This window comes from Pedobacter cryoconitis (genome assembly GCF_014200595.1).
Taxonomy (GTDB): Bacteria; Bacteroidota; Bacteroidia; order Sphingobacteriales; family Sphingobacteriaceae; genus Pedobacter; species Pedobacter cryoconitis_C.
On the sequence record NZ_JACHCG010000004.1, the window covers coordinates 453218 to 473270 of the forward strand.

Consider the following 20053-nt stretch of genomic DNA (forward strand, 5'->3'; position numbering starts at 1 on the left):
CGTCAATCTGAGCAAAACAATTGACGAATTGTCTGTTAAATCTCAGAATATCCTAGTAATAAAATATATACTATAGATTTAGTAGTTTATTTATATATTTGCCCGACAATTAGCTGTTCATTGATTTCTACTTATCAAGAAAGACCGAGGGAAAGGCCCTATGAAGTCTTAGCAACCTATACATCCCAAATATGTAAAAGGTGCTAACTCCTATCCACTTTAAGCGGAAAAGATAAGTGACAGATATACCTTCAAAAAAATGGTTACTGTCATCTGTTCCCTTAATTATTCCTGATAAATAGAGCTGTTCAAAGAATGCTATGTTAATAAATTGAATTAAACACACCAATTATATAACTAGACCATTAATATGTATAAAACTTACAAATACTTATTTGGGATCCTGCTATCCTTTATAATCGTACAGACTGCTGCGGCACAAACCGCTAAAATTACCGGCGTGGTCACCGAGAAATCTAACGGGCAACCTATACCTGGCGTAAGCATTTCTGTTAAAGGAACAAATGCGGGTACACAAACTGATGGAAATGGTAAGTTCTCCATCATCGCCAAACCAAATGATATCTTAAAAATCATCTCTATTGGTTATGCCACACAAGAACTCAAAGTAACTTCAGCAAATCCAATAGCTATACAACTGGATGAATCTTCTAATGAATTAAGTGAAGTCGTAGTGACGGCTTTGAATATTCCTAAGGAGAAAAAATCATTAGGTTATTCGGTGCAGGAGTTAAAATCAAAAGATATCTCCGAAGCGAAAGAAACTAACCTGCTGAATTCTATCTCTGGTAAGGTAGCTGGTGTACAGATTACCAATAGCCAGGGAGATATGGGTTCTTCCAGGATTATTATCCGTGGAGAAACTTCTATTTCAGGAAACAATCAACCACTGTTTGTGATCGATGGAGTACCAGTAGATAACTCACAAAATTTAGGATCAGGCGGCTCACGGGATTTTGCTAATACGATTTCAGACATCAATTCGGAGGATATTGAATCGATGAGTGTACTAAAAGGCCCTAACGCAGCTGCACTTTACGGCTCCCGTGCTGCGGCAGGTGTGGTCTTGATTACCACTAAAAAAGGTAAAAACTCTCCGGGTTTAGGAATCAGTGTGAACTCCAATGCGACTTTCTCTACTTTGTTAACCATTCCATCTTATCAGAATTCATTCGGACAAGGGGCTAACGGTCAATTCAGCTATGTAGATGGTAAAGGCGGAGGCCTGAATGATGGAGTAGATGAAAGCTGGGGCCCAAGATTAGACGGTCGTTTAATCCCTCAATTTAATTCTAACGGAGTAGCTGTTCCTTTTATCGCACATCCAAACAATGTACGTGACTTCTTTAACACAGGTTACACCTTGAACAATGGAATTGCGATCTCAGGATCAGGAGATAAATATGATTTACGTTTCTCTTATAATAACCTGGATCAGAAAGGTGTTATTCCAAATTCTTCTCAATCAAAAAACTCATTCTTACTGAATACCACTTATAAAATAACGCCAAAGCTGACTTTTAATGCCTCAGCTAATTATGTAAATACGAGTGCAAACCTTCCTGGTTCAGGTGGAAAAAGAGCAAGCAGCACGATGTTGCAGTTCACCTGGTTTGGCCGTCAGGTTGATGTAGACCAATTAAAAACCTACAAAGACGCGAATGGAAAAGATATCAACTGGAACAATAGCTATTACAGTAATCCATATTTCGTTGCTTACGAAAACACAGTGGGCCAGGTTCGTAACAGACTGATCGGAAGTGCAGAGTTGAACTATAAAATAATAGATGGTTTATCTGCAAATTTCAGAACAGGTAATGATTATTACAACGATCGCAGAAAGATCAGAATCGCTTATGGAACGAACGGTACTCCATTTGGTTCGTATGAAGAAGACGCCTATACTTTCAACGAGAACAACACGGAAGGAAGACTGGATTTCACCAAAAAATTAAATGCTGATTTTAATCTTGATCTCTTATTGGGTGGGAATATAAGAACGACTACTTTTGAGAGCAATGATCAGAAAGCTCCTAAATTAGCTGTTAATAACCTTTACACGCTTAGTAATTCACGTGATCCACTAATTTCTTCTAACATTTACAGTAAACAACGTGTATACAGTACATTCGGTTCTGCTCAACTGGGCTTCAGAAATTATGCTTATTTGAACCTTACAGCCAGAAATGACTGGTCATCGACTCTGCCTTCTCAAAACCGTTCTTATTTTTATCCTTCGGTTAATGCGAGTTTAATCCTTACCGAAGCATTTGATATCAAAAGTGATGTGCTGAACTTTGCCAAACTTCGTGGTGGCTGGTCGCAGGTTGGTAAAGATGCTTCCCCTTATCAATTGATTAATAATTATTCTTTCACCGCTCCATTTGATAGTAATCCACAACAAAACCTGAGTGATACAGATTTGAATCCGAATCTGAAACCAGAGACAACCAAGTCTACGGAAGCAGGTTTTGAAGTTGGCTTGTTCAAAAACAGAGTTCGTCTTGATTTCAGTGTATACAATACTAACAGTATCAACCAGATCTTAAGTCTGGATGTAAGCCCGACTACAGGTTTCCTTAAGAAACTGGTGAATGGGGGTACGATTAACAACAAAGGACTTGAAGCGCAACTTGGGGTAACACCTGTCAAAACAAAAGACTTTACCTGGGATATCACTGTGAACTATTCAAAGAACCGCAGTAAAGTAAAAGATCTTTATCAGGGTGTACAAAGTTATCAGTTGGGAGTTGACGGGTCAGTGCAGATTCTGGCTGCCGTGGGACAACCTTATGGTACAATTTTCGGGACTGCTTATGACAGGAATGCTGCCGGAGATATTATTGTTGGCGCAGATGGAACACCACAGGCAAGCCCTTCTAAAAAGAACCTTGGAAAATATACTCCAGACTGGTTAGGCGGGATTACCAATAGTTTCACTTACAAAAGAATTAATTTAAGCGTTTTGGTTGATGCACATGTTGGTGGTAAAATTTACTCAGGAACCAATGCGACCGGAACTTATACAGGCGTACTGGCTTCTACCCTTCCGGGTCGTGGCGCTGAAAACGGCGGATTAACTTATTATAAGAATGCTGCCGGTAAAGCGGTACAGATTACCCCTGGTACTGGTGCGCCGGCAGGTGCAACCATCTATGATGATGGTATGATTTTCAAAGGTTCTTTAGCAGATGCCTCTCAGAACAATACGATCATATCGGCCAGTCAATATTATAAATCTTTGAACAACATCGATGAGGCGTCTGTTTACAGTGCTACTTATATCAAACTGAGGGAAATCAAATTAGGTTATACTTTACCTGATCAATGGATAAAATCTATTGGTCTGCAAAGCGCAACGATCTCAGCAGTTGGCAGAAACTTATTCATCCTGCATAAGAATGTACCTAATATAGATCCTGAGTCTGCGTTTAACACAGGTAATGGTCAAGGTCTTGAAGATCTTGGATTGCCAACTGTACGTACTATCGGTTTCAATCTTAATTTCAAATTCTAATTTCCATGAAAACAAAATATATACCCCTTTTACTGTCTGGTTTATTACTGATCACCGCTGCTTCCTGCAAGAAAGATCTGACAGACACAAACATAGACCCGAATAACTCACAGAATGCACAACCTGAATTCCTGTTAACGGCTGCCATTAAAAACACATCCGATACTTATTGGGGCACAACCAATAATATGAATTCAAGTTTACTGTTTGTACAGCACTGGGCAAAAATTCAATATACAGATCCGGACAGATATATTTTCAGCAATACCGCTTTTCAGGATTTATGGACAACTGGTTACCGCCAGGGAATTGTGAACCTGAACCAGCTGATTAAACTGGCAGATGCGCAAGGGAATACCAACTACAAAGGTGTTGCGCTCGTGTTGAGATCATGGATATTCGCATTGGAAACAGATGCTTATGGCGACGTTCCTTATTCACAGGCTGGTGATATCACTCAATTTCTGACACCAAAATATGATGCGCAAAGAGACGTATACCTGGGCATATTAAGTGATTTGAAAGCTGCGCAAGCGAGTTTGGACCCTGCTGGAAAAGCAATTTCAGGTGATGTTATTTATGCCAATTCAATTGCCAACTGGAAAAAATTCGCGAACTCTCTGCGTTTAAGAATCGCTTTACGTATTGCGGACCGTGAACCAGCTTTAGCGAAACAGGTAATTGCAGATATTCAAGCAGAAGGCGGAACTTATATCAGTTCGAATGCTGAAAATGCACAATTGAACTATAAAGCTTCTCCAAATCAAAATCCAATCAGCAATCTGTTTGATACCCGTGATGATTACCGGGTGAGTAAAACAATAGTAGATCAGTTAACTGCTTTAAATGACCCTCGCCTGCCTGTATATGCAAGTAAAGCAGTAAAGACACAACTTTATACTGGCGTACCTAATGGCTTGCTTACAGGCGATGCTGCGGCACTGGGATTAACCAGTACTTCAAAACCTGGTGCTTATTTTATTGCACCAACTGCGCCTGCTGTAATTATCAGTTATGCAGAAATATTATTTGACCGCGCAGAAGCTGCTGCCAGAGGTTTTACAAGTGAGAATGCAGCTGCACTTTATAGTCAGGCAGTAGAGGCTTCTTTATTACAATATGGTATTCCGGCAACGGATATTGCGACTTATAAAGCAAGAGCAGATGTTCAGTATGATGCTTCAAATTATAAAAAATCAATTGGAAACCAGAAGTGGATTGCCTTGTTTGGTCAGGGGCTGGAAGCTTTCGCAGAATGGAGAAGACTGGATTATCCAATTCTTACGCCTCCGGTTGCTGGTGCTTTGAATGGTAAGATACCGGTCAGGTTTATTTATCCGGGCAATGAGCAGTCTTTAAACCCTGATGGTTATAAAGCGGCAGTGGCACACCAGGGAACAGATGCTTTAACTACAAAACTTTGGTTTGATGTAAATTAAGTATCACAGCTATAAATGTTTTATTGGGATTATCATTTTATTAATTCTTCAGAATCTTATAAATTTATCACATAAATCACTGATATTTAAGGAGACCGTTTAAATTATGAGAATTCTACTTGCTTTAATTACTTGTTGTCTCCTGCTTTTTTCCTGCAAAGGATCTCATGCGGTAACTGATCAGGCAACAGCCCAACAGGAAAAAACAGCCGTTGATAGTTCATCCTCAACTGATGCAGATACAGAGGATAATGTCAAGGTAGCGGGCGTTCCGCAAAAGGCTTATACCGTTGCTGCTTATATAGCTAAAAACAACAAAGCTCCACAAGGTTATGTTGGCGGAACAGTTTTTAAGAACCGGGAAGGGTTATTACCTCAGGGTATAGCTTATAAGGAGTATGATGTTAACCCTAAAGTCAAAGGACAGAACCGGGGGACAGAACGAATTATAATTGGAGCAGATGGTATCCGTTATTATACCGGGGATCATTATAAAACATTTACAAAATTTTAAAGACATGAACGGATATTGCCTCTTTGAAGCTGGAAAAGAAAAGGATTTGATTAAAGACAACACACGTATCGTCAATATAAACGGACGTGAAATTGTTACCGTGGATGAATTTATTCACGAATTAGCCAGACAGCTTGACTTCCCGGATTATTATAGCAGCAGCCTGGATTCACTGGAAGAATTGCTTAATGATTTAAGCTGGCTGAAAGAAACCCAGTTTGCGATTGTAGTCCGTAATTATTCCTTTTTCTTATGTGAGGAAAAGAACCCGGCCAGAAAGACTAATTTGCTGGGTTTACTGAATGATGTAGCCGAACAATGGGACAATGTACCTAACTATCCGGGAGAAGAAGACTTCAGAAATAAAGCTGTCTTTAATATTTATATAGAAAAGGGCAATATTGCAGCTGCTGAACTGGAGAAACTAAACATCAGCTATAACGAGGTAAAATAACCAGATAGTATCATTTAATAAAAAAGGCGACCTTTTTAAAGGGTCGCCTTTTTTATTAAATGATATATAGCTTATTCAGCTCCGGCAGATTTTGGCCGGTCTGCCAAACTCACTCCCCATGTAGCAGAAGGCTGATCGCCCATGTACAAGGTGAGTTCCCCTCCTGCAACAATAGCTGCATGCAAGAGAAAATTCTTAGTATAAGGCTTGCCATTTAAAACAGCCTTCTGGATATACTTATTTTTCGGACTGTTGCCAATCACTTTAAGTTCAAATTTCTTTGCTCCCGGAAGATTAATGATTGCATGATCTACTAGTGGAGAACCAAATACATAAGCTCCGTTAGCTGGATTTACAGGATAAAATCCTAGAGCCGAGAATACATACCAGGAAGACATCTGTCCTAAATCTTCGTTACCACAAAGACCATCAGGTTTAGCAGTGTACAATGAATCTGTAATCTGACGTACTACCTGTGCAGTTTTCCATGGTTTGCCAGCATAAGCATACATATAGGGTGTATGGTGATTAGGTTCATTTCCTTGTGCATACTGACCGATTAAACCACTGATATCCGGAGAACCACCTGCTTCTACTACTGAACTGATGCTGAATAAAGAATCAAGTTTTCTTGTAAAACCAGCTTCGCCGCCAAATAAGTGAATTAAACCTTCCGGATCTTGTGGAACCAACCAGGTATACTGCCAGGCATTTCCTTCAGTATAATCATCTTCACGGTGTTTAGAAGCTACCGGGTCAAAAGGTTTGCGCCAGCTGCCATCTGCAAGTTTACCACGCATAAATTCTACCTGCGGATCAAAATATTCTGCATATAACTTCGCTCTTTTGCTGAAATAAACATAATCTTCTTCTTTATGCATTGCTTTTGCCATACGGGCAATACACCAGTCATCAATCGCATATTCCAGCCCTTTTGCAACAGCTTCATTTACTTTATCAGCAGGGATATATTTCAATTTTTGCGCGTATTCGATCCCGTCTTCTTTTTGCATTGCAGAATGTTTGATCGCTTCATAAGCAAGCTCTACATCATACTTTCTGTAACCTTTCAGATAAGCATCCACAATAATCGGTACGGCATGGTATCCAATCATCGTATTCGTTTCATTACCCATTAAGTGCCATACAGGCAATTTGCCCTGTTGTTTATAAATTGCCAGGAATGAACTGATAATGTCTGATACTTTATCCGGATGAATAATAGTATATAAAGGATGAAAAGCACGGTAGGTATCCCACAGTGAAAAGGTGGTATAGTTATCAAATCCGGGCTTGTGATAAACTTTCTTATCTGTTCCACGGTAATCACCATTCGCATCATTAAATAGTGTAGGCGCAATCATCGTATGGTACAAAGCAGTATAAAAAACCTTTTTAGTCTCTTTACTTCCTTCGATCTGAATTTTTGCCAGTTCTTTATTCCATTTGGCATCGGCCGATGCTACTACTTTCGCGAAATCCCATGCTGGAATCTCAGCAGCTATATTTGCCAATGCATTTTCATAACTAACCGGAGAAATACCCACTTTCATTTGCAGGACATTTTTCTCAATAGCTTTGAAATTCAACACAGCTTTCATTTTTCTGCCTTTTCCTTCGATACCTTTAGCGACCTGCGTGCTGTCATAAAGTGACATGCTGCTTAAAGGCTGTGATAATTTAACAGCAAAGTATAAACGCTGGTCTTTAGCCCATCCTGTAGATAAACGATAACCGACCAGAGTTGTGCTGTTTACCTGTTTGATATAGGTTTCAACTGGTTTATCCCACCCTATTCCATCACTTAAATCCAGCATTACATGTGGATTATCTTGTTTTGCAGGAAATGTGTAACGGTGAAAACCAACTCTTTCTGAAGCAGTAAGCTCTGCTTTGATTTTATATTTATCCAGAATAACACTATAATATCCTGGTTTAGCCACCTCATTGGCATGAGAGAAAGTAGAAACATAGCCGTTCTTCTGGTCAGTTTTAGTCCCTTTATCCAATTGCACTTTACCTGTAGCCGGCATAATCAGTACATCATTCAGATCACCAATTCCGGTACCACTCAAATGTGTATGGGTAAACCCTACAATTGTATTGCTGGAATAGTGATAACCACTGCACCAGTCCCAACCTTCAAAAATGTTTGTGGGGCCTAACTGAACTGCTCCGAATGGGACGTTTGCACCAACAAATACGTGCCCGTGTGCATCCGAACCAATGATCGGATTTACGTACTGACTTAATTTATTCTGCGCGCTCAGATTAAGACTAAAAATGAAACTGCAAATAAAGATCAGACCTGTTTTTTTTCTACTCATTTTACTCATATAATTTGTAAAAATAAAAAAACACCGGCCTTTCTATGCCTGTAACAGACGATAAAAAGGCCGGTGTTTGTAATTTTATTGTGTTAGAAATTACCTTTCGCTAAATCCCACCATACTCTCACACCACCATTATCCTGCCCACCGATTGATTGTACAGCTTTTGCAAGCTCCACACCATTGGAAGTTTTCTCATTCGAAGGATAAGGTAAACGGCGGATCTGAATTTGTGTATCAATCAGCCCGTTACTTGTATTGTTAACTACAGGGAATAACTTTGGATAACCTGTACGACGGAATTCTGTCCATGCTTCTTGTCCTTCAGGAAAAACAGCCAGCCATTTCTGAGTCATGATGCGTTCTAATTTCACTTCATTAGCAGCAGCATCATCCCACTTAATGGTCATCGTAGAAACTGCCTTAATGTTATTCACATTATTTTTTGGATCTACATAATCAGCTTGTTTACTGGTTGCATCATTGATATAGGCAGTTGCATCCGTAACTCCCCACTGTGACATAGATACCGTAATACCTTTTTCATAGTTTGTTTTTGGATCTCCTGCATTAGCCCAGCCTCTTAATCCAGCTTCTGCTTTTAAGAACCAGATCTCAGCAGCTGTCATGATTTGCTGAGGAGCTGTATTTGTAAATGTTTTAACTACGTTCAAACTTGCATAAGTAACATAAGCACTTTTAGAAGGGATATTAGAACCTATTCTGATTCCAACATACTGGCCAGCAAAAGCAGGATCCGTTGCCGGGGTTGCATAAGATTTCAACCTTGGATCATTATAGCCCACAAGATAAGTAGCAAGTGTTGCACCTAAACGGTTGTCACTATAATCATTTGTCAATTGAAAAAGATCATTTACTGAACCCGGAGCAACTGCAATAGCTGCATTGTCAGCAGCATCTGTTAATAAACCACCCGCAGCACTCATTGCTTTCTCAGCCTGTAACTTCGCAGTTGCAGGATCTGCTTTCACAATATGCATCGCTAAACGCAATCTCAAAGAGTTGGCAAACTTGATCCATTTCGAATAATCTCCGTTATAAATCCTGTCATAAGCTGTAAAAGGTTTTGCACCTGGATTTGCAGCCTGAAAAGTTTGCAGGTTATTAACCGCAGTATCCAGTTCATTGAAGAACTGATTATATACGCTCTGCTGACTGTCATAAGGCGTATTGGTTAATGTTTTACCAACAGCACTGTATGGGATCGGGCCAAATTTATCAGTAACCCTGTGCATTGCTTCTACCTTGATAATTAAGGCAATAGCCCATAAATCGGGGTTAGCAGTTCTTAATCCTAATCTTGCCATTTTATTAACAGGCGCCATTACATAAGTATACTGGTCATTAAAGCCTGCTTTATCCCAACCATCGAACGGAGAATAGTTCAGGTCGTAATTCGCCATAAAAGGGGTTGGAGACATCATGTAACCAGAGAAACCGTCTGCACTTAAATTCTGTGCAATCTGGTAGTTTCTAAAGATAGAAGATTGTAATGGCGGAAGTAAAGTAGGCAATTTGATTTCACTGTCAGGAATACCTGTCCCGTCAGTTGCATCTTTTTCAAAATTCTTTTTACAGCCTACCGCAGTAAGCAATAGTAACCCGGATAAAATGACCGCACCAGAACGGACAACTTTAGTCAGGCTGTTGTTATTTATTAATTTATGACTCGTGTTCATTTGTTTAAATTTTAATAAAGGTTCTTAGAAAGTAACATTAAGGTTAAAACCAAGACTGCGGATAGCAGGCTGATTAAATACATCAACACCTGAAAGTCCGTTTCCGGTAGAAAGCGTAAGTTCAGGATCATATGGAGCCTTTTTGTAGAAATACAATAGGTTTCTTCCTGTTACTGCCAATTTTAAGTTTTTAACAAACTTGTCTTTAATCGGGAAGGTATAACCTAAAGATGCCTCACGTAAACGTACTACTGTAGCGCTGTACATATATTCACCTGTTACCCCATTTCTTCCACCAATAGTTTTGTACCATACCTGAGGATCGATCTGAGTAACTGCTTTTCCATTTGGATCAACACCATTGATCGAAACAAAACCACGGTCACGCGCTTCGCCACTTACTTTTGAAACACCGTATTCATCCAGCATTGCCTGAGTGATCGACATCACCTGGCCACCGAATTTTCCATCAACAAGAAGACTCAGACTGAAATTTTTGTAGTTAAAGTTGTTGCTCCATCCCAATTGGAATTTAGGGTTAGAGTTACCTACATAACTAAAATCGCCATTGGTGATCGGTGTACCGTTCGAACCAATCAAAATACGTCCCTGAGCATCACGTTTCAATGTTTTTCCATAAATATCACCGTAAGATCCGCCAGTAGTAATGTGAGACTCATAACCATTGTTATAATTTCCGGTCATGATAAACTCATTGATTCCATCTTTAGAATCCACATCTATAATTACGTTTTTATTTCTCGAACCGTTGAAAGATGTACTCCATTCAAAATCAGAGGTTTTAATCGCATTATAACCTAACATAAACTCAAAACCTGTATTCTGTACGTTACCCGCATTGACATAACCAATAGAATAACCAGTAGCTACTGAAGGTGCAATCTGGATAAACTGGTTGTAAGTATTTGACTTGTAATAACTGAAGCTTAAGCTTAATTTATTCTCGAAAAATCTCATATCAGTACCAAATTCCCATGATTTAGTCTTTTCAGGTTTTAATTTTGGGAAAGGTGCTACTGTACTCACTACAATCGAACCACTGTCATCAGTGTAATTAACCGGGTTAGTCACATATTGTGGAACACTGTTACCAACCTCTGCATAACTACCTCTTACTTTAGCATAAGAAATTACATCTGGCAGGTGGAACATCTGGTTTAAAATAAACGTAAGACCAACAGATGGGTAGAAATAAGATCCGTTTGGTGTAAATGCAAGGTTCGAAGACCAGTCATTTCTACCTGTTACCGTTAAAAATGCCCAATCCTTATAAGAAAGGTTGGCATTACCGAAGATAGATTGTAATTGGTTATCATTTGCAGGCAAAGTTTTTGCATTACTCACTGTTGAATTCAACACCGTATTTTGTGTGATAAACAAGTTTGGTGTATTTAAACCTTGTCCAGCTCCGATAGTAACACCGGTTGTACGAATGTCTTTAATACTTGTACCCAAAATTCCGTCCAGCTTGAAGTCACCCATTTTAGGCGCTGTGAAAGTAGCCAGGAAATCACCATATTTTTGTTCTACAGTCTGGTTATTCAAAATCATTTGTCCATTCTCTTTAGAAAGAACGCCAGTTGTACCTGAGTAAAGATCCTGTTCGTAACTATCAGCAGTCCTGTCTAAGTTTCCTCTTACTTGTAAACTTAACCAGTTGTTCACATCATATTTAACACTACCGTTTAATAATATACGGTTTCTGTTACTGAAGTTTAAGTTACGGTTAGTGATCCACCATGGATTTTGCTGAACATCATTCTTCATCACAAACCAATTCTGTCTGTTGTAACCTTGCTGGTCACCAAGTTCGTATTGATTTTTATAAGGAGTGATATCATTTCCTCTTGGGAAAAGGTATAAACCCGTAAGCGGATTGAAATATAATCCCAGTCCAGGAGTGTTATCAATTTTTTGTGCGATATAATTGATATTTCCATCAACAGTCAGTTTATTATCCAGGAAACGTGCTGTTTCGCGCATATTAAAGTTATGTCTGCTTAACTTATTTCCAGGCTCAATTCCTCTGGCAGCTGTATTTGCATAAGATACATACGTCTGCGCATTTTCAGTTCCTCCTGATAAGTTGATCGAATTCGTGAAGTTTGTTCCCGTCTGAAAAAACTGTTTCAGGTTATCCTGACCTCCATTAGAAATCTTCGGGCCATAACTATCAGTTGATCCTGCTGAAGTCTGTCCATAGTTATTTTGAAACTCTGGCTTGAAGGCAGCATTGTCTACTTGTAAAGAGCTGGAGTAATTGATAATTGCTTTTCCAGCTTTTCCTTTTTTAGTCGTAATCACAATTACACCATTTGCTGCATCACTTCCGTATAAAGCAGAAGCAGAAGCACCTTTCAGTACACTCATGCTCTCAATATCGTCAGGATTCAGATTGGAGATTCCGTCACCACCATCTACGTTGGTATTTCCACCCATCGTATTCGTTGGCTGACTGTTGCTGTTGGAACCATTAGACATTGGTACACCATCAATCACATATAAAGGTTGATTGTTTCCAGCGATTGATCTGTTTCCACGCAAAATTACTTTTGCAGAACCACCCACACCAGAAGCACTTGGCGAAATTGCCACACCAGCAATTTTTCCGTTTAGTGAATTCATTAAGTTATCACTTTTCACCGTTGTCAAATCTTTATTAGAGATCTGCTGAGTAGCATAAGTAAGTGATTTCTCCGATTTCTTAACCCCTAAAGCTGTTACCACTACTGTATTCAATTCCTGGGCACTGGATTTCAACACGATATCAACAGTTGCCTGAGTGCCAACCGTGACTTCTTGTTTATCATAGCCTATATAAGAGAAAACGATGATATCACCTGCTTTAGCAGTTATACCATATTGTCCGGACGCATTGGTTTGCGTAACCAGCTTAGTTCCTTTAACCTGAACTGATACCCCCGGTAAAGTTGTTCCTGTGGCATCGCGCACTGTTCCCTTCACCTCATCGGCAGCAGAGAAACCTGGAATGTTCATTAAAGGAGTTAATAGTTTAGGATGATCTGACTTTACCGTTGCAAAAGCATGCGACGAAGCGTAAAGTAGTAAACAAGTCAATTGTAATGTTTTTTTCATTTTTGCTGATTACAGTTAAATATTTTGGTTAGCTCTTTTGTCTTCAAAAATCCGTGACGACAAACCCGGTATTCTTCTAAAAAAAATACGCGTTAAGGTAGAGACCCCTTTTTAACGGGAATTGCCTACAAGAAAATTGTTTTTATTATTTAACTTGCCCCTTCTTATAACTATTCTATTAATCAATAAACTATTGAAGGCTTTGAAACCTGATTTATCTCCTTTATGGACAAAGGTTTGCGTGGAGGATGATGTTAAAGCTTTTGAAGTTTTATATTATCTTTTATTTAACAAGCTGATCAAATTCTGCATCTATTATGTAGGCAGAAAAGAAGTAGCCGAAGAGATTATCTCTGATATCCTTGTTAAATGCTGGGAAAACAGGAAAGCAGAAACAGTTATTCTCAATCTTGAAACTTATCTTTTTACAGCAGTCAGGAACCAGTCCCTGAAGTATATTAAGAAAAACGCCAATGTCCATTTAGTAGAAATTGAACCTGCCAATGAATTCCGGTTGATGGACAATACCGATCCTGAAAAACAATTGGAAAATAAAGAATTGCATCATAAATTAGACCAGGCAATTGACAAGCTTCCGCAGCAGGCCAGGATCATCTTTAAGCTGATTAAAGAAAACGGGATGAAATATAAAGAGGTCGCGGAAATTCTGGAGATTTCACCAAGAACAGTACAAACACAATTATTCAGGGCAATAGATAAATTAAGAGTAAGTCTTAAGGCTTATCACCATATTTATACAAAATATAAGCCGGACGATAATGCTGTCAATTTAACAGCTTTAATATTTTTTTTACATATTTTTCATTTCTTGTAAGCAATTTTAACAAAAAAGGGTACTACTATATACAAAGCATAAATAACGTCCAATGACTGATCAGAAATTCACTGAATTACTTAGCGAAAAATTATCGGGTGAGATCTCCGCCGATGATGATCAGGGTTTTATGGAAATGCTTGCAGCAAACGAAGATTACAGGCGTGAATATGAATCTTTAAGTGCCTATTTTCAACGGAAAGAACAGCCCTATGAGAATATAGATATTGTATTTCAGCAGATCAAAGAACGGATTAATGTTGTTGGGTCAAACCCTAAACCGATTTTCACACCGGCACCCGTTAAACGCTCATTTCAGCAGTGGTACCGTATTGCAGCTATTTTTATTTTTGGCCTTTGTACTTTTTTCGCTTACCAGTTTTTCAAGGCAAAAGATGCAGCTAATCTTCCTGCAACCATGGCCTGGAAGAAATCATATACCCCCGGCAGACAAACTTCTACGGTTCTACTTGCCGATGGCAGTAAGGTTACTTTGAACGCCGCGAGTGAAATTAAGTATCCTGCATCTTTTAATGGTCAGACCAGAGAAGTCTATTTAACCGGGGAAGCATTTTTCGATGTTGCCAAAGATCATCAGCATCCATTCATCGTACATACAAAAAATATCAGTATCAAAGTACTGGGTACCGCTTTTGATGTGAGGTCTTATCCTGATGAAAGTGCAACAGAGACTACATTGCTTAGAGGAAAAGTAGAAATCACACTTAACAAAAGACCTGAAAAGCATATTCTGTTAAGCCCTGCGGAGAAATTCACTTTAAAACATGCTGCTGAGTCAGGTGCCGGAAGCTTGAATGAAGACATTTACAGTATCACACCGATGACCTATTACAAGGACGATAAAGATGCGATTCTGGAGACCTCCTGGATGAACAACAAACTCCTTTTCAGAAATGAGACTTTCTCCCTGCTGAGCCTGCGTTTATCAAGATGGTATGGGGTAGACTTTGTTTTTAAATCCGATAAATTGAAAGACTATAAGTTTACCGGAGAATTTGAGAAAGAAAATTTAGCCGAGGCCTTAAAAGCGTTACAGTTCATTGCCCCGTTCGAATATAAAATAGAAGGAAAAACTATCTATCTTTACCCTGTGAAGTAATATCGCTAAAGCGTTATAGCTAACAGATGCGTAAATGTTATAGATGAAGACCGTAGTAAAACTGCTGATTTTTTTTGCGCTACAGGTTACCCTGAATGCCTATTCACAAGTTAAGGTAACATTAAAATTAAAATCTGCCGGTTTTGAACAGGTATTTGATGCCATACAAAATCAAACTCCTTATCATTTTATTTATAGCGAAGCGCAGCTCCCAACTCAGAAAATCACACTGAAAGTTCGCAATAAAGAAATATTTGCCGTGCTTAATCAACTCTTAAAAGGCTCTGACTTTACCTACAAATTACTGGAAAATAACCTGATTGCAATCAGACCATTGGCCGAAATCAAGACCAATATCTTAATCAAAGGAAGAGTAATAGATGAAAATTCTGCTCCCATTGCCAGAACTTCGGTTAAAGTTAAAGGCACCCAGCTCAGTACTAAAACAGACCAGAAGGGTGAATTTTCAATCCTTACTCCCCCAAATTCAGTGCTTTTACTCAGCCAGGTTGGTTACCAGTACCGGGAGTTTCCCCTCAAAGAACAGACCTCAGTGCAAATTTCTATGCGCCCTTTGCAGAACGATCTGGATGAGGTCATGATTACTGCCCTGAATATCCCAAAAGAAGAGCGGAAAATCGGTTATGCCATCTCTGCTATTAATGGATATTCTTTAACAAAAGCAAGAGAATCAAATATTGTCAATGCGCTGGAAGGACAAGTGGCTGGTCTGAATATCAGCGGTGTAAATGGCGGGCCAGGCTCATCTGCCAGAATATTACTCCGCGGGGCAGCAAGTATGACTGCCGGATCTCCATTATTTGTGGTGAACGGAGTGCCTATTGACAATACACAACGCGGTAGTGCCAATGAATATGGAGGGCCGGATTATGGAGATGGGATCAGTAATATCAACCCGGATGACGTGGAAACGATTACCGTTTTAAAAGGTTCGGCAGCTTCTGCACTTTATGGAGCGCGTGCAGCAAATGGTGTGATCCTGATTACGATTAAAAGCGCCCGGAAAAACTCAGGCATAGCCATAGAGTATAACACCAACCTATCTTTTGATAAAGCAATTAACAATACTGATTTCCAGTATGTATATGGACAGGGTACACAAAACAAACGTCCCCAAACCGTTGCTGCTGCTGTTGCCTCCGGTTTGTACAGCTGGGGAGAAAAACTGGATGGCCAGCCAACAATTCAGTTTGATGGCAATATTCATCCCTATTCCGCAGTAAAAGATAATATTCAAAAGTTCTATCGCACAGCTCCGGCTTTTACCAATACCATTTCGATAAGCCATGGCGGCCAGAACGGTTCTGTTCACTTGTCAGCTTCCAATCTTAATCAACAATCAATTATCAAAAATGGTAGTTTAGACAGGAAAACGGTCAATCTTTATACTACACATGACCTGACTAAACAATTAAGTATCACTTTTAACGGAAATTATATCCGGGAGTATAATAAAAACAGATCTTATCTGAGTGACGGGCCATTGAATGCGAATTATGGAATTGCCGCACTGGCCACAAATATAAATCAGGCCACATTATCACCCGGATATAACTTAAAAACTGGTGCTGAAACCCCATGGAATGACGATGAATACAAAACCAATCCCTATTTCATCCTCAATAGACAGTCAGATTATTCAAGCCGTAACCGCTTTATCTCTTCCGCCTCTGCCAAATACAAATTCAGCGACTGGATTTACCTGCAAGCCAGACTCGGTTATGATCAAAGTAATGATGATATCCTGAGTGTTATCCCGACAGGCGCCGCCTTTTCTGTGAATGGAGAAGGAGGAATAAATACCCTGAAAAAATCCAGTATTTCTGAATTAAACAGTGACTTTTTGCTGGCAGCGAACAGAAATCTGAGTCAGGATCTTAACCTCGATGTTTCTGCAGGAACCAATTTCCGAAAAAGAGAGGTCGAATCCGCAGGTTTAATGGGCTCAAGATTTATCATTCCTTATCTGTATACCGCTTCCAATCTCATTACGGTCATCAACAATAATTCTTATGCTAAAATAGTTACGGAATCAGCTTACTATACAGCTGATTTAAATTATAAAAACTACCTGAATCTATCTGCAACAGGCAGATATGATGTTTACTCTACCCTCCCCCGCAACAACCGAGGTATATTTGTCCCTGGTGTTTCAGCAAGTTTCGTTTTCTCTGATCTGTTGAAATTAAAAGGACTGAACTATGGGAAGTTAAGAGCAAGTTTTGCAAAAACCAGCGGAGAACCTATACAACCTTATACTACACAGACTTATTATTCATCCAGCAGTGATGTGAATGGAGTTCCATTGGGTAATTTCTCCAGAGACCTGCCCAATTATAATCTCCGCCCCTTTACCTTAAATGAGTTTGAAACCGGGATTAACTTAAAAATGCTCAATAACCGCTTGTTCTTCGATTTCAATTATTTCCACCGGATCACAAGCAACGAGATTGTCAATGCTAAACAATCGGTAACCTCAGGTTTTACTTCTGCTTATGTTAATTTAGGAACGACCCGCAATACCGGGATCGAAATACTTTTACAGGGGATAGTTATTGATCACAAGAATTTCAAGTGGAGAACAGGTTTTAATGTCAGCCACATAAATAACCGTTTATTATCGATTGATGGGTCAAGTAAATATGCTTTAGCTGGTACTTACAGACCTTTAAATGCTTATACAGCTTTGGTTGTTGGAAAACCGGTTACACAGATTATGGCTTATGATTATCAGCGCGATGCCAAGGGGAATATGATTATTGGTTCGGATGGTATACCAGTTCGTGGAGAATTAAAACCAATGGGAAGTACCCTGCCCGATGTTTACGGCGGTTTCAGCAACAATATTTACTATAAGAATTTCAACTTCTCCATGCTCATTGATTTCAAATATGGGAATAAGATCTTGTCTGCGACAGAAAATTATTCTTATGTGTTTGGCTTGAATAAAGCAACGCTGGAAGGAAGAGAAACTGGTATCGTAGCGCCTGGCGTACATCCTGATGGTACAGTCAATACGACTAATGTACCTGCATATAATTATTATCCGCAGCTGGCGACCAATATCTCCACATTATCTGTTTTGAATGGTAGTTTCATTAAGGTCAGACAGGTTACTCTGGGCTATACCATTCCTTCGAATAGTTTGAGAAGAACACCTTTCAGTGCGATTTCTATTGATTTAGTAGCCAGAAATTTATTTACACTGGTCAAGTATACCAAAAATATCGACCCTGAGTCTGAGTTCTCTTCCAGCCTGAACTATGCTGGTATTGAGGGAGCTTCTTTTCCCGCTATCCGGACTTTTGGTATCAATGTCAATTTCAAATTTCAACAAGGAAAAAAACCATGAAGAAATACTGTATTCTCCTGCTTAGTTTTTTAGTCATCATCCAGCTCGGTTGTAGTAAAGCACAATTGGATAAGATCAATACTGACCCGACAAAATCGCCTGGTGACCAGTATGATCCAAATGAATTGCTTTCTACTGCGCAGTTCAAATCCTCTAATAAGGGATACTATCAATTGCTTTATCAAAGTACAATGATGCAGCTGCTGGCTTCTACTTATCTTTATTATAACAATGGAGATAAGTATGTGAATGCGGGTAGTTTTACAGATTACCAGGGCAGAATATTTGAGGAAGGTTATGCGGATGCCTCTACGATCAGAGAAATGCAGCGCCTTGCCCAGCAGAAAGATCCCGCTGCTTATTCAAACCTGATTAATATCGGCGATATCATGTTTGTCCTGATTTTACAGCGGATTACTGATACTTATGGCGATGTACCCTATTCTGAGGCTTCAAAGGCAAGGGAAGGAATTAAATACCCGGTATATGATAGGCAGGAAGATATTTATAAGGCTATGCTGACCGATCTGGATAAAGCAATTAACGGATTAGATCCTGCAAAACCGAAACCGACCGCAGATTTGTTTTATAAGGGAGATATTACCAAATGGAAGAAGTTTGGCTATTCGCTGATGTTAAGAGTAGCCATGCGTTTAACAAAGATTGCACCTGATCAGGCAAAACCATGGGTAGAGAAAGCAGCAGCAGCCGGAACATTTTCTGATAATAATGATAATGCGATAGTAATCACAGATGAGTCAAATCTGGATGGTCAGAATGGTACATCACTGGCTTTGCGAACAGTATCTGATTACAGAGAGGTCCGCTGGAGCAAAACGCTGATCGATGCATTAAGAAAAAACAATGACCCAAGATTGGGAGTTATTGCTGAGGTTCCGCAAAATGGTTTAGCAAATAATATCAATGAAAATCTTTCAGGGAATACTGATACAGCTGTACAAATAGGTCTGCCTAATGGTTATGATTTATCTGGTGGGACATTTGATATCAGCAAGTATGCAGGATATCCGGGCGGAACTGGAACGGGCGCTGATTTTGCGCCGCTTGGAAGGTATTCAAGGCCCCGGACTGCGGTTTACTTAAAGCTCGGAGGGCCTAATTTCGTCATGACTTATGCGGATATTGAGTTATTAAAGGCTGAGGCAAAGGTTAGAGGCTGGAACATCCCCGGTACTGCGGCCGAACATTATGCGAATGGTTTAAGAGGTGGTTTACAGGCAATGGCACAGCTGGATCAATTGGCGGCGATACCGGATGGGGTAATTAGTGATTATGTGGCAAAACATCCGCTCGATGAATCAAGTCAGGAGCATGCTTTTGAAATGATTAATACACAGTATTGGGTGAATACAGGTACATGTTTTAATTTTATTGAGAGCTGGTTGAATTGGAAAAGGTCGGGTTATCCAGTACTTGTTCCCGTTAACTATCCGGGGAATGTGACAAATGCGACGATTCCAAGAAGATTGATTTACCTATCGACAGAAGTATTAAATAATACAGATAATTATAAAGCTGCGGTTAGCAGATTACCAGGAGGTGATTTATTGACGTCCAGAGTATGGTGGGATAAGTAAGCTTCTTCCTTTCATGTTCACATTTCTTGAAAAAA

11 protein-coding genes and 1 riboswitch are annotated in these 20053 nt (G+C 39.5%); of the genes, 8 read left to right on the forward strand and 3 right to left on the reverse strand.

Annotated features, from left to right (window positions below):
- Positions 1–128: 128 nt before the first annotated feature.
- Positions 129–239: riboswitch (SAM riboswitch) on the forward strand.
- Between the two features lie 131 nt (positions 240–370).
- From HDE70_RS21765 to HDE70_RS21780, 4 genes are all read left to right on the forward strand, one after another.
- The gene (locus HDE70_RS21765) at positions 371–3538 is read left to right on the forward strand and encodes a SusC/RagA family TonB-linked outer membrane protein (protein WP_183891820.1); all 3168 of its coding nucleotides are present in this window, start codon (positions 371–373) and stop codon (positions 3536–3538) included.
- Between the two features lie 5 nt (positions 3539–3543).
- A complete protein-coding gene (locus tag HDE70_RS21770) occupies positions 3544–4977 on the forward strand; it encodes a SusD/RagB family nutrient-binding outer membrane lipoprotein (protein WP_183891821.1) in 1434 nt (477 codons plus the stop codon).
- Between the two features lie 106 nt (positions 4978–5083).
- On the forward strand, positions 5084–5491 hold the full coding sequence (locus HDE70_RS21775; protein ID WP_183866037.1) for a ribonuclease domain-containing protein: 408 nt from the start codon (positions 5084–5086) through the stop codon (positions 5489–5491).
- Positions 5492–5495: 4 nt separating this feature from the next.
- Positions 5496–5945 (forward strand): barstar family protein, encoded by a 450-nt coding sequence (locus tag HDE70_RS21780; RefSeq protein ID WP_183866038.1) that lies wholly within the window; start codon positions 5496–5498, stop codon positions 5943–5945.
- Between the two features lie 71 nt (positions 5946–6016).
- On the opposite strand, the gene HDE70_RS21785 is transcribed toward HDE70_RS21780, so the two are convergent.
- The 3 genes from HDE70_RS21785 to HDE70_RS21795 form a co-directional block, all read right to left on the reverse strand.
- Positions 6017–8272 carry a GH92 family glycosyl hydrolase gene (locus tag HDE70_RS21785; RefSeq protein ID WP_221270561.1) on the reverse strand — a complete coding sequence of 752 codons (2256 nt, stop codon included), beginning with the start codon at positions 8270–8272 and terminating at the stop codon, positions 6017–6019.
- A gap of 92 nt (positions 8273–8364) precedes the next feature.
- Positions 8365–9975 carry a SusD/RagB family nutrient-binding outer membrane lipoprotein gene (locus tag HDE70_RS21790; RefSeq protein ID WP_183866040.1) on the reverse strand — a complete coding sequence of 537 codons (1611 nt, stop codon included), beginning with the start codon at positions 9973–9975 and terminating at the stop codon, positions 8365–8367.
- 24 nt (positions 9976–9999) lie between these two features.
- Positions 10000–13092, reverse strand: coding sequence for a SusC/RagA family TonB-linked outer membrane protein (locus HDE70_RS21795; protein ID WP_183891822.1), 3093 nt, complete (start codon positions 13090–13092; stop codon positions 10000–10002).
- A gap of 202 nt (positions 13093–13294) precedes the next feature.
- Between HDE70_RS21795 and HDE70_RS21800 the strand changes: the two genes are divergently transcribed.
- Genes HDE70_RS21800 through HDE70_RS21815 form a run of 4 tightly spaced genes read left to right on the forward strand, consistent with a single transcriptional unit; the run spans position 13295 to position 20018 of the window.
- A complete protein-coding gene (locus tag HDE70_RS21800; protein ID WP_183866042.1) occupies positions 13295–13927 on the forward strand; it encodes an RNA polymerase sigma-70 factor in 633 nt (210 codons plus the stop codon).
- Between the two features lie 52 nt (positions 13928–13979).
- A complete protein-coding gene (locus HDE70_RS21805) occupies positions 13980–15047 on the forward strand; it encodes a FecR family protein (RefSeq protein ID WP_183866043.1) in 1068 nt (355 codons plus the stop codon).
- Positions 15048–15090: 43 nt separating this feature from the next.
- The gene (locus HDE70_RS21810) at positions 15091–18420 is read left to right on the forward strand and encodes a SusC/RagA family TonB-linked outer membrane protein (RefSeq protein WP_183891823.1); all 3330 of its coding nucleotides are present in this window, start codon (positions 15091–15093) and stop codon (positions 18418–18420) included.
- Positions 18417–20018: a SusD/RagB family nutrient-binding outer membrane lipoprotein gene (locus tag HDE70_RS21815; RefSeq protein WP_183891824.1), complete on the forward strand. Its 1602-nt coding sequence runs from the start codon at positions 18417–18419 to the stop codon at positions 20016–20018. The genes HDE70_RS21810 and HDE70_RS21815 overlap by 4 nt, the downstream gene beginning before the upstream one ends.
- The last annotated feature ends 35 nt before the right edge of the window (positions 20019–20053 follow it).

Bases quoted from the DNA above. Each gene is read 5' to 3' on its own strand.
- HDE70_RS21810 (WP_183891823.1), top strand. From the start codon at position 15,091: ATGAAGACCGTAGTAAAACTGCTGATTTTTTTTGCGCTACAGGTTACC.
- HDE70_RS21790 (WP_183866040.1), bottom strand. From the start codon at position 9,975: ATGAACACGAGTCATAAATTAATAAATAACAACAGCCTGACTAAAGTT.
- HDE70_RS21785 (WP_221270561.1), bottom strand. From the start codon at position 8,272: ATGAGTAGAAAAAAAACAGGTCTGATCTTTATTTGCAGTTTCATTTTT.
- HDE70_RS21765 (WP_183891820.1), top strand. From the start codon at position 371: ATGTATAAAACTTACAAATACTTATTTGGGATCCTGCTATCCTTTATA.
- HDE70_RS21770 (WP_183891821.1), top strand. From the start codon at position 3,544: ATGAAAACAAAATATATACCCCTTTTACTGTCTGGTTTATTACTGATC.
- HDE70_RS21815 (WP_183891824.1), top strand. From the start codon at position 18,417: ATGAAGAAATACTGTATTCTCCTGCTTAGTTTTTTAGTCATCATCCAG.
- HDE70_RS21795 (WP_183891822.1), bottom strand. From the start codon at position 13,092: ATGAAAAAAACATTACAATTGACTTGTTTACTACTTTACGCTTCGTCG.
- HDE70_RS21775 (WP_183866037.1), top strand. From the start codon at position 5,084: ATGAGAATTCTACTTGCTTTAATTACTTGTTGTCTCCTGCTTTTTTCC.
- HDE70_RS21805 (WP_183866043.1), top strand. From the start codon at position 13,980: ATGACTGATCAGAAATTCACTGAATTACTTAGCGAAAAATTATCGGGT.
- HDE70_RS21780 (WP_183866038.1), top strand. From the start codon at position 5,496: ATGAACGGATATTGCCTCTTTGAAGCTGGAAAAGAAAAGGATTTGATT.